The organism is Streptomyces rishiriensis (assembly GCF_030815485.1).
Lineage (GTDB): Bacteria > Actinomycetota > Actinomycetes > Streptomycetales > Streptomycetaceae > Streptomyces > Streptomyces rishiriensis_A.
In genome coordinates this window covers 4,278,400-4,291,940 of the sequence record NZ_JAUSWV010000002.1, presented here as the reverse complement: position 1 = coordinate 4,291,940, position 13,541 = coordinate 4,278,400, and the positions used below count along the sequence as shown (strand labels likewise).

The following is a 13,541-nucleotide window of genomic DNA, read 5'->3' as shown; positions in this document are numbered from 1 at the left end:
CGGGACCCATGAGACGCCGGGGGGCGTCGAGGTCCTCGGTGCAGTACGGGTGAATGCGCGACCGACCACATCCGTACTTCGGGGGGACAGGAAACCAGCCGCCCTTTCCAGGCGCGCACGGATGCGCCTGCCCGAGGAGTAATCGTTCGATGAGCGAGCACCGTCGCAAACCGCCGCAGTCGCAGGAAGGCGGACGTGCCGCGGCCCGACGCGGCCAGTCCGGTCCGTCCTCCGGCCGCCGCGCGGCACCGCGAGGCGCCACCGGATCTCCTTCCGACTACGGGTTGGGTCTCGGGGCCGGAGGCGAAGAGCACTCGCACGGCAACCGCGCCGACGCCCGGCGCGCGTCCCAGAGAGACTCGGGCGGGCGGCGTAGAGCGGCCGAGCCCACAGGAGGCCGTCGGGGAGCCCCGGCCGGCCCCGGACGCGGCAGAGGGCGACCGGCGCCCGACAGCAAGCGCCTGATCGACTACCCGCGCGCCGGCAAGTACGGCTGGCAGCGCTGGATGCCGTCCTGGAAGCTGGTCGCGGGCCTGTTCGTCGGCTTCGTGGGCAGTCTGGTGGCCGTGGCGGGCATCGGGTACGCCATGGTGGGCATCCCGGACGTCGCGAAGACGGCGACGGCGCAGAACAACGTCTACTACTGGAAGGACGGCAGCCAGATGGTTGCCACCGGTGGTGAGACGAACCGGCAGAACATCGGCCTCTCGCAGATCCCGGAGGAGATGCGCTGGGCGGTGATCTCGCAGGAGAACAAGACCTTCTACGACGACAGCGGCATCGACCCCAAGGGCATCGCCCGCGCCGTGTTCAACATGGCCCGGGGCGGCCAGACGCAGGGTGGATCGACGATCACCCAGCAGTACGTGAAGAACGCCATGCTGAACGACCAGTCGCAGACGATCTCCCGGAAGTTCAAGGAGATCTTCGTGTCCATCAAGGTGGGCGCCGAGGTCGACAAGGACCAGATCATGGCCGGCTACCTGAACTCCGCGTACTACGGACGCAACGCCTACGGAATCCAGGCCGCCGCCCGCGCCTACTTCAACAAGGACGCGATCAAGCTCAACCCGGGCGAGTGCGCCTTCCTGGCCGCCATGCTGAAGGGCGCCACCTACTACGACCCCGCCGGCGCGACCTCCGTCGACCCGGTCGGCGCCACGCCCGCGGCCAACAGCAAGCGGGCCGAGCTCCAGATGCAGGACACGCTCGACAAGATGGTCGAGTACGGCCATCTGAAAGCCTCGGTGCGGGCCCAGTACCCCAAGCTCCCCAAGTGGCAGAACCCCCGGTCGAACACGGACCTCAAGGGCCAGGTCGGCTACCTCGTGGACCTGGCCAACGGGTACCTGGTCACCAACAGCAAGAAGACCGGGATCACCCAGGACCTGCTCCAGCAGGGCGGCTACTCGATCTACACGACCTTCGACAAGAACAAGGTCAAGCAGCTCGCGGACTCGGTCGCGAAGGTCCAGAAGGCCAACATCAAGCCGAAGCAACGACCGGACACGGACACGCACGTCCAGTTCGGCGGAGCGTCCGTGGAACCGGACACCGGCGCCATCCGGGCCATCTACGGAGGTGAGGACGCCACCAAGCACTTCACCGACAACGCCGACCAGACCGGTGCCCAGGTGGGCTCGACCTTCAAGCCGTTCGTGCTGGCCGCCGCGATGACGTGGGGCGTGCGTGACCCGGATCTGGGGACGTCGCAGGCGCAGGACGAACGCACGATCGTGTCGCCCAAGAGCCTGTTCAGCGGCAAGAACAAGCTCAAGATCGAGAACTACGACGGTTCGGTCTGGAAGAACGAGAAGGGCGAGGAGTGGCTTCAGACCAATGACGGCAACGTCTCGCTCGGGAGTCCGCCCAAGTACAAGATCGACCTCCGGGAGGCGATGCGCGAGTCGGTGAACTCCGCCTTCGTGCAGCTCGGCATGGACGTCGGTCTGGACAAGGTGAAGGAATCCGCCATCAGCGCGGGCCTGAAGGAGTCCAGCCTGACCAACAGCGGCTTCCCGTCGTTCTCGATCGGCATCTCCGACCCGAGCGCCATCCGGATGGCGGGCGCGTACGGCACCTTCGCCGCCAGCGGCAAGCAGCGCGATCCCTACTCCGTGGAGAAGGTCACGAGCGAGAAGGGCCAGATCTTCACGCACGAGACCGAGACGAAGCAGGCGTTCACCGCGAAGGTCGCCGACAACGTCACGGACGTTCTGAAGACCGTGGTCGAGAAGGGCACCGGTACCAACGCCCAGCTCCCCGGCCGCGAGGTGGCCGGCAAGACCGGTACCACCGACGGCAACAAGTCGGCCTGGTTCGTGGGCTACACGCCGCAGCTGTCGACCGCGGTCACCATGTTCCGCTACGACGACGACGAATCGAACAAGAACCGCACGTTCCTGGAGATGTTCGGAACAGGTGGCCAGGAGAAGATCCACGGTGCCTCCTTCCCAGCGCAGATCTGGCACGACTACATGGCCGAGGCGCTGAAGGGCACGAAGGCGAAGGACTTCCCGGACCCCCAGCCGATCGGCGAGGTCGTGAACGCGGAACCGTCCCCGACTCCGACGCCTTCGGCCACGGAGACCGAAGAGGAGTCGCCGTCGCCGTCCGCGTCCCCCAGCGAGACGGAGGCCGAGCCCTCCCCGTCGGCCACCGAGACCTGCTCCAAGTTCTTCGGTTGCGAAGAGGAGAACGGAGGGACGAGCAACGGGAACGGAAACGGTGGCTCGGGCGAAACCAGCCCGTCAGCCACCGCCACCGAGACGGAAAGCGACATCAGAGGGAATACCAGCAACGGCTTCTTCGGAGGCCCGGGCGGCTGACCGCACCGCTGCCCCACTTGCGTGTTTCACGTGAAACATGCGCATGTTTCACGTGAAACGAGGGCCGCTCCACCGAACGAGGTGGGGCGGCCCTCGGCGTTTTCCTAGGTACGTACGGCAGGATGTCGCTCATGCCCAGTGCAGAATCGACGCCGACGCGCGCGCACGAGCCGGATCCGGTGAAGCCGACCAGCGATGACCCGGTGGCCGCGGCCGGCAGTGAGCTGATCGGCGGTCCCGTCGGCCGCCGGGCCCTGATCGGGACGTCCTGGTGGACTCCCGTACGGATCGTCGCGCTCGTGGCGATCGGGATGTTCGCCCTGGGGCTGATCCAGAAGGCGCCCTGTTACAACGGCGGCTGGTTCTTCGGCGCCACCACCCAGTACACGCACGCCTGCTACTCGGACATTCCGCACCTCTACCAGGGACGCGGGTTCGCCGACGGACTCGTGCCGTACTTCGACAAGCTTCCCGGCGACATGGACTACCTCGAGTACCCGGTGCTGACCGGCGTGTTCATGGAGGTGGCCGGCTGGCTGACGCCGGGCAGCGGCAGCATCCAGGACCAGGAACAGTGGTACTGGATGGTCAACGCCGGGATGCTGATGGCGTGCGCGGCGGTCATCGCCGTCTGCGTGGCCCGGACGCACGCCCGGCGCCCGTGGGACGGCCTGCTGGTCGCCCTGGCGCCCGCCTTCGCGCTGACGGCGACCATCAACTGGGACCTGCTGGCGGTCGCTCTGACGGCCGCGGCGATGCTGATGTGGTCGCGGGGCCGGTCTCTCGCCTTCGGCATCCTGCTGGGGCTCGCCACGGCCGCCAAGCTCTATCCCGTCTTCCTGCTCGGCCCCCTGTTCGTGCTGTGCTGGCGTGCGGGGAAGTGGCGGGACTTCGGCAAGGCCGCCGGTGGTGCGGTCGTCGCCTGGCTGGTGGTGAACCTGCCCGTCATGCTCTTCGCCTTCGACGGGTGGTCGAAGTTCTACCGGTTCAGCCAGGAGCGGGGCGTCGACTTCGGCTCCTTCTGGCTGATCATGGCGCAGAACTCGAGCGATCCACTCACCACCGACAGCGTCAACACCCTCGCCACGCTTCTCGTCGTGGTGTGCGCCGCGGGTGTGGCCGTGCTGGCGCTGACAGCGCCCCGTCGTCCCCGCTTCGCCCAGCTGGCCTTTCTGATCGTGGCCGCCTTCATCCTCACCAACAAGGTCTACTCGCCGCAGTACGTCCTGTGGCTGGTGCCGCTGGCGGTGCTGGCCCGACCGAAGTGGCGGGACTTCCTGATCTGGCAGGCGTGCGAGGTCGCCTACTTCCTGGGCATCTGGATGTATCTCGCGTACACGATGAGCGGAGACGCCCACAAGGGCCTGCCGGCCGACGGCTACCACTGGGCCATCGGCGTGCACCTGCTGGGAACGCTGTACCTGTGCGGCGTGGTCGTCCGCGACATCCTGATGCCGGAGCGGGACGTGGTGCGGCAGGCGGGCGACGACGACCCCTCGGGCGGAGTGCTCGACGGGGCGGAGGACGTCTTCGTGCTCGGTGCCGCGGCGCATCCGCCGCGGCACGCATCCCACTTCGACGGGCCGCAGGTGGACTGGGGCAAACAGGACACCGCGGATCGTTCGCTCTGAGCGAACAGGGTATGACCGGCGGTGTCTGGACCTGCCGACGGGTCAAGGGGAAAGGCCGTACACGGAGTCTCCGTGTACGGCCTTTCCCGTTGCCTGCTGCGCCCTTCGGCGTCGCGCCTCAGCGATCCACGATCCGGTCGAACTGTGTGGTGGTGTGCCGCAGATGGGCCACGAGTTCGTCGCCGACGTGCGGCTCCGGCGCGTCCGAGGGCACGAACAGGATGGACACCTGCATGTGCGGCGGCTCGGCGAACCAGCGCTGCTTGCCGCCCCAGACGAACGGGGACAGGTTCCGGTTCACCGTGGCGAGGCCGGCCCGGGCGACGCCCTTGGCGCGCGGCATGACGCCGTGCAGGGCCTTGGGGGCCTCCAGTCCCACTCCGTGCGAGGTACCGCCCGCCACGACCACCAGGAAGCCGTCCGAGGCCGCCTTCTGCTGCCGGTAGCCGAAGCGGTCACCCTTGGCGACCCGCGTGACGTCGAGGACGGCGCCGCGGTACTCGGTGGCCTCGTGGTCCCCCAGCCACAGCCGCGTGCCGATACGGGCGCGGAAGCGGGTCTGCGGGAACTGCTGCCGCAGGCGGGCGAGTTCGTCGGCCTTGAGGTGGCTGACGAACATCGTGTGCAACGGCAGCCGGGCCGCGCGCAGGCGGTCCATCCAGCCGATGACCTCCTCGACGGCGTCGGAGCCGTCGGTGCGGTCCAGCGGGAGGTGGATGGCGAAACCCTCGAGCCTGACGTTCTCGATGGCGGCGTGCAGCTGCGGCAGGTCCTGCTCGCTGATGCCGTGCCGCTTCATCGAAGACATCACCTCGATGACCACCCGAGCACCCACGAGGCCGTACACGCCGTCGATCGACGACACCGAGCGCACGACCCGGTCGGGCAGCGGGACGGGCTCCTCACCGCGCCGGTAGGGCGTCAGCACCAGGAGGTCGCCGCCGAAGAAGTCCTTGATGCGCGCGGCCTCGTACGTCGTGCCGACGGCGAGGACGTCCGAGCCCAGCCGGGTGGCCTCCTCGGCCAGCCGGTCGTGCCCGAACCCGTAGCCGTTGCCCTTGCAGACCGGGACGAGTCCCGGGAACTGCTCCTGCACGTGCTGGTGATGCGCCCGCCAGCGCGCGGTGTCGACGTAGAGGGTGAGCGCCATGGCCGGACCTGGGACCTTTCTCGTGGCTGCGGTGTGGGGAAACGCGTCAGAGGTGTCAGAGGTATGGAATCACTGAACGTGACGTCAGCGGCGCGACATGTAGATGTCGAGGGCCTTGTGGAGCAGCTTGTTCAGCGGGAAGTCCCACTCGCCGAGGTACTCCGCGGCCTGTCCGCCGGTGCCGACCTTGAACTGGATCAGGCCGAAGAGGTGGTCGGTCTCGTCCAGCGAGTCGGAGATGCCGCGCAGGTCGTAGACGGTCCCGCCGAGCGCGTAGGCGTCGCGCAGCATCCGCCACTGCATCGCGTTCGAGGGCCGGAACTCACGGCCGATGTTGTCCGACGCGCCGTAGGAGTACCAGACGTGGCCGCCGACGATCAGCATCGTCGCCGCCGCGAGGTTCACGCCGTTGTGACGGGCGAAGTACAGCCGCATGCGGTTGGGGTCCTCGGTGTTGAGGGCCGACCACATGCGCTGGAAGTAGGAGAGCGGGCGGGGCCGGAAGTGGTCCCGTACGGCCGTGATCTCGTACAGCCGCTGCCACTCCTCGAGGTCGTGGTAACCGCCCTGGACGACCTCGACGCCGGCCTTCTCGGCCTTTTTGATGTTGCGGCGCCACAGCTGGTTGAAGTTCTTGTGGACCTCTTCAAGGGAACGGTTCGCCAGCGGCACCTGGTAGACGTAGCGCGGCTGGACGTCGCCGAAGCCGGCGCCGCCGTCCTCGCCCTGCTGCCAGCCCATGCGGCGCAGTTTGTCCGCCACCTCGAAGGCGCGCGGCTCGATGAAGTCGGCCTCGATGTCGCGCAGTCGCTTCACGTCCGGGCTCTGGATGCCCGCCTTGATGGAGGTGGCCTCCCAGCGACGGATGATCACCGGCGGGCCCATCTTCACCGAGAAGGCGCCCTGCTGCTTGAGGTGCGCGAGCATCGGTTCCAGCCAGTCGGCCAGGTTCGGCGCGTACCAGTTGATGACCGGGCCCTCGGGAAGGTAGGCCAGGTAGCGCTTGATCTTGGGCAGCTGGCGGTAGAGGACGAGGCCCACGCCGACCAGTTCACCGGTGCGCTCGTCGAACCAACCGAGGTTCTCCGAACGCCACTCGGCCTTCACGTCGGCCCAGGCCGGAACCTGCATGTGGCTCGCCGACGGCAGGCTCTGGATGTATGCCAGATGCTGCTCGCGGCTGATCGTCCTCAGGGTCAGGCTCATTCGGGGCGCTCCTCGGGCTGGTGTGTCCCCATGGGTACAGGGGCTCCGGCTCTCGCGCCGAAGCCTACTGCGCCTCGCGACCAGCCCGACTGGGCGTACGGAACCTGCGCCCCGGCCCGCGTGCGGCCGGGGCGTTCCGTCCTGATTCGTAGGTGTCCTACGCGATGTCCGGTGTCCTACGCGATGTCCGGCGCGGCGGTGTGCGTGGTGCGGGCACCGGCGCCGGTCACGTCACCAGACTCCGCCGAAGAGACCGCCGTGGGCCATTCCGATGAAGAAGCCGAAGGCCGCGGCACCGAGACCCAGGATCAGACCGAAGCGCTCACGGGTGGTCTCGGAGATCCACTGTCCGTACGCGCCGGTCATGATCCCCACCAGGCCGGCCCAGGAGCTGAGCAGATGAAGGCTGTGGAAGAACGACGTGATGAACGCCGTCACGCCGAGCACCAGAGTCACTGCCAGCAGGACGTCCTGGATGGGATGGGCTCTGCCGTCGGTGGCGAAGAGAGATCCGGCGGTATTGGGTCGCAATGCCTGTGCCATGGGGCACCTCCTGCGGAAGCGGCGCATCGTAGCGCCATACACACCCGACGTGTACAGACTGACGGTCATCCACGCCGGATTTCAACCGGAAGCGTGTGTGCAGGTAGTCTGTACCGTCTGCACCGGTGTCTGCCCAGGCATTGCCAGGGAGTCCGCCCAGCTGAGAGCGGGGAAGGCGTAAGCCGAACCCCGATTGTCAGTGGCGGCCGATACCGTTGCGTACGCATCACAACCCTCCTGCCACGGATCGACCGTGGCCGCTGAGTCCAAAGGAGGTGGGTTCCACATGCGTCACTACGAAGTGATGGTCATCCTCGACCCCGATCTCGAGGAGCGCGCTGTCTCCCCGCTGATCGAGAACTTTCTCTCCGTCGTCCGTGAGGGCAACGGAAAGGTGGAGAAGGTCGACACCTGGGGCCGCCGTCGTCTCTCGTACGAGATCAAGAAGAAGCCCGAGGGCATCTACTCGGTCATCGACCTGCAGGCCGAGCCTGCGGTCGTCAAGGAGCTCGACCGCCAGATGAACCTGAACGAGTCGGTCCTCCGGACCAAGGTCCTCCGTCCCGAGACCCACTGAGCTCTCCCGCTCAGCTGATCTCGGGATTCTGAGTAGCAGCACTAGCAGCCAGCAGCAAACCCGCCGAGAGGTTCCCCCATGGCAGGCGAGACCGTCATCACGGTCGTCGGCAATCTTGTCGACGACCCCGAGCTGCGCTTCACCCCCTCCGGTGCGGCGGTCGCGAAGTTCCGTGTCGCGTCCACTCCCCGCACCTTCGACCGCCAGACGAACGAGTGGAAGGACGGCGAGAGCCTGTTCCTGACCTGCTCGGTCTGGCGTCAGGCGGCGGAGAACGTCGCGGAGTCGCTCCAGCGAGGCATGCGCGTCATCGTGCAGGGCCGGCTGAAGCAGCGGTCCTACGAGGACCGTGAGGGCGTCAAGCGCACGGTCTACGAACTGGACGTCGAGGAAGTCGGCGCCAGCCTGCGCAGTGCCACGGCCAAGGTCACCAAGGCCTCCGGCCGCGGTGGCCAGGGCGGCCAGGGTGGTTACGGCGGCGGTGGCGGTGGCGGCCAGCAGGGCGGCGGCTGGGGTGGAAACTCCGGCGCCGGCCAGCAGGGCGGCAGCGCTCCCGCTGACGACCCGTGGGCCACCGGCGCTCCTGCCGCTGGCAACCAGGGCGCCGGCGGCGGTGCCGGTGGCTGGGGTGGAAACTCCGGCGGCGCCGCCAGCGGTGGCTCCGGCGGCGGCTACTCGGACGAACCCCCCTTCTAGGCCGTTCGGGCCCGGGTCTCCGGGCACGTCCGGGTCGAGGGTGGGTTGTATCCCAACTTCTTGATCACACAGGAGAAACACCATGGCGAAGCCGCCTGTGCGCAAGCCTAAGAAGAAGGTCTGCGCTTTTTGCAAGGACAAGGTCACGTACGTGGACTACAAGGACACGAACATGCTGCGGAAGTTCATTTCCGACCGCGGCAAGATCCGTGCCCGCCGCGTGACCGGCAACTGCACGCAGCACCAGCGTGACGTCGCCACGGCCGTCAAGAACAGCCGTGAGATGGCGCTGCTGCCGTACACCGCCCAGGCGCGATAAGGGAAGGGTGACCGACAAATGAAGATCATCCTCACCCACGAGGTCTCTGGCCTCGGTGCTGCCGGTGACGTCGTCGACGTCAAGGACGGTTACGCTCGCAACTACCTGATCCCGCGGAATTTCGCTATCCGCTGGACCAAGGGTGGCGAGAAGGACGTCGAGCAGATCCGTCGCGCTCGCAAGATCCACGAGATCCAGACCATCGAGCAGGCCAACTCCGTGAAGGCCCAGCTCGAAGGCGTGAAGGTCCGTCTGGCCGTGCGCTCTGGCGACGCCGGTCGTCTCTTCGGTTCCGTCACCCCGGCCGACATCGCTTCGGCGATCAAGGCTGCCGGTGGCCCCGAGGTCGACAAGCGCCGCATCGAGCTCGGCTCGGCGATCAAGACCCTGGGCGCCCACGTGACATCCGTGCGTCTGCACCCCGAGGTTGCCGCCAAGGTCAACATCGAGGTAGTCGCGGCCTGATCGCCGCACTTGGCTCGAAGAGCTGGGAAGGGGCCGCACCCCGCGGGGTGCGGCCCCTTCCGCTTGCTTGTTTCACGTGAAACGCCGGTCCTGCACGGTCGGCCGTTTCACGCGACCGCCGGTTTCACGTGAAACGGTCAGCGCGTAGCGCCGGTGATGATCCAGCGACCGGAGCGGGCACGCAGCCAGAGGGTCAGCATCCGGACTGCCATCATCAGCGTCATCGCTCCCCACACCGCGGTGAGACCGCCGCCGAGAACCGGCACCAGCAGGGCCACCGGAGCGAAGACAGCCAGGGTGAGAACCATCGCCCAGGCGAGATAGGTGCCGTCTCCTGCGCCCATCAGTACACCGTCCAGAACGAAGACGATGCCGCAGATGGGCTGGGAGAGCGCTACCACGAGAAGAGCAGGCAGCGCGGCCTCCTTCACCGCAGGGTCACTGGTGAACAGGGGCAGGAACAGTGGTCGGGCGATCACGACCAGCAGGCCGAGCACGACACCCACGGCGACGCCCCACTGAACCATGCGGCGGCAGACGCCACGGGCGCCCTGAGCGTCGTCGGCACCGAGATACCGTCCGATGATGGCCTGCCCGGCTATGGCGATGGCGTCGAGGGCGAAGGCCAGCAGGCTCCACAACCCCAGAGCGATCTGGTGCGCCGCGATGTCGTCGTCCCCGAGACGGGCGGCCACAGCGGTGGCGATCATCAGGATGGCTCGCAGCGAAAGCGTGCGGACCAGCAGGGGAACCCCGGCCTGGGCGGAGGCTTTGATGCCGGCGGCGTCCGGGCGCAGAGACGCGCCATGGCGCCGGGCGCCGCGGACCACCACGGCCAGGTAGACCACGGCCATGCCCCATTGGGCGATCACGGTGCCCCAGGCAGAGCCGGCGATCCCGAGGCCCACGCCGTAGACGAGGACGACGTTCAAAGCGGCGTTGGCGACGAAACCCGCGCCGGCCACGTAGAGCGGTGTCTTTGTGTCCTGCAGTCCACGCAGGACACCGGTCGCGGCCAGTACCACGAGCATGGCCGGGATCCCGAGCGCCGAGATGCGCAGATAGGTGGTGGCGTAGGGGGCGGCGGTGTCCGAGGCGCCGAAGAGTTCCACGAGTGCCGGGGCGGTGGGCAGGGTGGCGGCGATCACGGCGGCGCCGAGCAGTAGCGCCAGCCAGATGCCGTCCATGCCCTGGCGGATGGCTGCCGGCAGGTCACCGGCGCCCACGCGGCGCGCTACGGCGGCGGTGGTGGCGTAGGCGAGGAAGACGAAGATGCTGACCGCTGTCGTAAGAAGAGCGGAGGCGATGCCGAGTCCGGCAAGTTGGGCGGTGCCGAGGTGGCCGACGATCGCGCTGTCGGCCATGACGAACAGCGGCTCGGCGACGAGCGCGCCGAAGGCCGGGACGGCCAGTGCGACGATCTCTCGATCGTGCTGCCGTCGGACGGCCACGGAGGGCGCGGGAGCCTGTGTCATGACCACCAATCTAATCGTCCACAGGTAAGAGGTCCAGTGGCTATCTGACCATTACCTCTCCGTGTGTTGCGTCTCCTGTCGGGCGCCGTTCGAAGAGATCTTGGTCCGACCGGGCAACTTTTTCTTCTGCACAGCCGGTGGATGGGGAAAGGGCAGGTCAGGGACGCTTCGCAAGAAAAGTCGAGGGCTTGTTCACAGGGCTGTCCACCGAGTCGTGCACAGGTTTTGCGGAGTTCTCCACAGCATCGGGGCCGTCGTCCACATGGCCTGTGGATAACCAGATTGGCTGACGGTGCAGACGGGCCTACCGTGGTCCGGCGCCCGCTCCGTCCGTCGGCCGAGAAAACCCTCGTAAAACCGACGCGGCACAAACGGAGTTGGCGCTCTCAATTGTCAGTGCCGTGCCGTAGAAAGAAGGCATGGCGAGGTCCGCTCGGCGGACGGGAGGAGGTCGCTCGGGTGAGCATTTCCGAGCCCTTGGACGACCCGTGGGCCGACAGCGGGCCCAGTGATCGTCTGCCTCCTGCCCGGCGGCGCGGTGAAGGGGGGCGCGGTCGGGACGAGCAGCACGATCGCGGCCGGGACAGCGGCGAGTGGGAAGGCGGTGGCACCGCCTTCGAGCGGGTACCGCCGCAGGATCTCGACGCCGAGCAGTCCGTTCTCGGTGGCATGCTGCTGTCCAAGGACGCCATCGCCGACGTGGTCGAGGTCCTCAAGGGCCATGACTTCTACAAGCCCGCGCACGAGAAGATCTTCCAGGCGGTCCTGGACGTCTATGCCAAGGGCGAGCCGGCCGACCCCATCACGATCGCCGCCGAGCTCACCAAGCGCGGCGAGATCAACAAGGTAGGCGGGGCGTCCTATCTGCACACCCTCGTCCAGACGGTGCCTACAGCCGCCAACGCCGAGTACTACGCCGAGATCGTCCATGAACGCGCCGTGCTGCGCCGCCTGGTCGAGGCCGGCACCCGCATCACGCAGATGGGATACGCGGGCGAAGACGACGTCGACGAGATCGTCAACCGCGCCCAGGCCGAGATCTACGCGGTCACCGAGCAACGCACCAGCGAGGACTACCTCCCGCTCGGCGACATCATGGAGGGCGCCCTCGACGAGATCGAGGCGATCGGTTCGCGCAGCGGCGAGATGACGGGTGTGCCCACCGGGTTCACCGACCTCGACTCGCTGACCAACGGTCTGCACCCGGGCCAGATGATCGTCATCGCGGCCCGTCCCGCCATGGGCAAGTCGACGCTCGCGCTGGACTTCGCGCGCGCGGCGTCGATCAAACACAACCTGCCCAGCGTCATCTTCTCTCTCGAAATGGGGCGCAACGAGATCGCGATGCGTCTGCTGTCCGCCGAAGCCCGCGTCGCCCTGCACCACATGCGCTCCGGCACCATGACGGACGAGGACTGGACCCGTCTGGCGCGCCGGATGCCCGAGGTCTCGTCCGCGCCCCTGTACATCGACGACTCCCCGAACCTGTCGATGATGGAGATCCGGGCCAAGTGCCGCCGACTGAAGCAGCGCAACGACATCAAGCTCGTGATCATCGACTATCTCCAGCTGATGCAGGCCGGTGGTTCCAAGCGCTCCGAAAGCCGTCAGCAGGAGGTCTCGGACATGTCCCGTAACCTCAAGCTGCTGGCCAAGGAGCTGGAGGTCCCGGTGATCGCGCTTTCGCAGCTCAACCGTGGTCCCGAACAGCGCACGGACAAGAAGCCGATGGTGTCCGACCTGCGTGAGTCCGGCTCCATCGAGCAGGACGCCGACATGGTGATCCTGCTGCACCGCGAGGACGCCTACGAGAAGGAGTCCCCGCGCGCGGGCGAGGCGGACATCATCGTGGGCAAGCACCGTAACGGCCCGACGGCCACGATCACCGTCGCCTTCCAGGGCCACTACTCCCGCTTCGTGGACATGGCGCAGACCTGATCCGGTGCTCCTGCGGGGTGTCGGACGGCACGGTCCCCTCTCGCCCTGCAGGCGGTCGAGTCGCGAGGCGGGCGCTCAGCGCCTCGTCTCGTACCTGGTCAGGATCACGCCGCAGGGAAGCGTCCGCGTCTCCACCAGGTTCAGGTTCACCCAGCTGTCCAGCGCGGTGAAGAACGGCGTGCCGCCGCCCACCACGACCGGCGCGGTGGCCAGCACGTACTCGTCAATCAGCCCGGCCCGCATGGCCGCCCCGGCGAGCGTCGCGCCGCCGATGTCCATCGGGCCGCCGTCCTCGGCCTTGAGCCGGGTGATCTCGGCGACCGCGTCGCCGGTGACCAGGCGGGTGTTCCAGTCGACCTTGTCGATCGTCGAGGAGAACACCACCTTCGACATGTCCCGCCAGCGGCGCGCGAACTCGGTCTCCGCCGGGGTGGCGTCGGGCCGCTGGTCGCCGGTCGGCCAGTAGGAGCTCATCGTCTGCCACAGCTTGCGCCCGTACAGCGACAGGTCGGTCGCCTGCAACTGGTCGGACCAGAACTGGAACAGCTCGTCGCTCGGCACGCTCCAGCCGATGTCATCGCCGGGTGCGGCGATGTAGCCGTCCAGGGTCAGGTTCATGCCGTAGATCAATTTCCGCATGGCGCCAGCCTTCCGTGAGTCGGTCTCACGCGCACAGACCGGCGCGGCGCGGGAAACTCATCGGTGCGCGATCT

At 67.5% G+C, this 13,541-nt stretch carries 12 protein-coding genes; 7 read left to right on the top strand and 5 right to left on the bottom strand.

The window, feature by feature from the left end:
* Positions 1 to 149 precede the first annotated feature (149 nt).
* Together QF030_RS21565 and QF030_RS21560 are read left to right on the top strand one after the other, a co-directional pair.
* Positions 150 to 2,828, top strand: coding sequence for a transglycosylase domain-containing protein (locus QF030_RS21565; protein WP_307164293.1), 2,679 nt, complete (start codon positions 150 to 152; stop codon positions 2,826 to 2,828).
* 131 nt (positions 2,829 to 2,959) lie between these two features.
* On the top strand, positions 2,960 to 4,459 hold the full coding sequence (locus QF030_RS21560) for a glycosyltransferase family 87 protein (RefSeq protein ID WP_307164292.1): 1,500 nt from the start codon (positions 2,960 to 2,962) through the stop codon (positions 4,457 to 4,459).
* Positions 4,460 to 4,577: 118 nt separating this feature from the next.
* Here QF030_RS21560 and QF030_RS21555 read toward each other — a convergent pair whose 3' ends face one another.
* From QF030_RS21555 to QF030_RS21545, 3 genes are all read right to left on the bottom strand, one after another.
* Positions 4,578 to 5,609 (bottom strand): alanine racemase, encoded by a 1,032-nt coding sequence (locus QF030_RS21555; RefSeq protein WP_307164291.1) that lies wholly within the window; start codon positions 5,607 to 5,609, stop codon positions 4,578 to 4,580.
* Positions 5,610 to 5,693: 84 nt separating this feature from the next.
* Complete coding sequence (gene femX / locus QF030_RS21550) at positions 5,694 to 6,815, bottom strand: peptidoglycan bridge formation glycyltransferase FemX (protein WP_307164290.1); 1,122 nt, start codon at positions 6,813 to 6,815, stop codon at positions 5,694 to 5,696.
* Between the two features lie 231 nt (positions 6,816 to 7,046).
* A complete protein-coding gene (locus tag QF030_RS21545; protein WP_307164289.1) occupies positions 7,047 to 7,358 on the bottom strand; it encodes a hypothetical protein in 312 nt (103 codons plus the stop codon).
* A gap of 286 nt (positions 7,359 to 7,644) precedes the next feature.
* Here QF030_RS21545 and rpsF point away from each other — a divergent pair, with 286 nt between their 5' ends.
* From rpsF to rplI, 4 genes are all read left to right on the top strand, one after another.
* The gene (gene rpsF, locus QF030_RS21540) at positions 7,645 to 7,935 is read left to right on the top strand and encodes a 30S ribosomal protein S6 (RefSeq protein WP_006604399.1); all 291 of its coding nucleotides are present in this window, start codon (positions 7,645 to 7,647) and stop codon (positions 7,933 to 7,935) included.
* A gap of 78 nt (positions 7,936 to 8,013) precedes the next feature.
* The gene (locus QF030_RS21535; protein ID WP_307164288.1) at positions 8,014 to 8,631 is read left to right on the top strand and encodes a single-stranded DNA-binding protein; all 618 of its coding nucleotides are present in this window, start codon (positions 8,014 to 8,016) and stop codon (positions 8,629 to 8,631) included.
* A gap of 82 nt (positions 8,632 to 8,713) precedes the next feature.
* Complete coding sequence (gene rpsR, locus QF030_RS21530; protein WP_020130672.1) at positions 8,714 to 8,950, top strand: 30S ribosomal protein S18; 237 nt, start codon at positions 8,714 to 8,716, stop codon at positions 8,948 to 8,950.
* 18 nt (positions 8,951 to 8,968) lie between these two features.
* Positions 8,969 to 9,415, top strand: coding sequence for a 50S ribosomal protein L9 (gene rplI / locus QF030_RS21525; protein WP_062644830.1), 447 nt, complete (start codon positions 8,969 to 8,971; stop codon positions 9,413 to 9,415).
* A 137-nt stretch (positions 9,416 to 9,552) separates the two neighbouring features.
* On the opposite strand, the gene QF030_RS21520 is transcribed toward rplI, so the two are convergent.
* Positions 9,553 to 10,890 (bottom strand): MATE family efflux transporter, encoded by a 1,338-nt coding sequence (locus QF030_RS21520; protein WP_307164287.1) that lies wholly within the window; start codon positions 10,888 to 10,890, stop codon positions 9,553 to 9,555.
* A gap of 459 nt (positions 10,891 to 11,349) precedes the next feature.
* On the opposite strand from QF030_RS21520, the gene dnaB reads away from it, so the two are divergent.
* Entirely contained in the window at positions 11,350 to 12,828 is a 1,479-nt protein-coding gene (gene dnaB, locus QF030_RS21515; protein ID WP_307164286.1) for a replicative DNA helicase, read from the top strand.
* 75 nt (positions 12,829 to 12,903) lie between these two features.
* On the opposite strand, the gene QF030_RS21510 is transcribed toward dnaB, so the two are convergent.
* Positions 12,904 to 13,467: a dihydrofolate reductase family protein gene (locus QF030_RS21510; RefSeq protein WP_307164285.1), complete on the bottom strand. Its 564-nt coding sequence runs from the start codon at positions 13,465 to 13,467 to the stop codon at positions 12,904 to 12,906.
* Positions 13,468 to 13,541 lie beyond the last annotated feature (74 nt).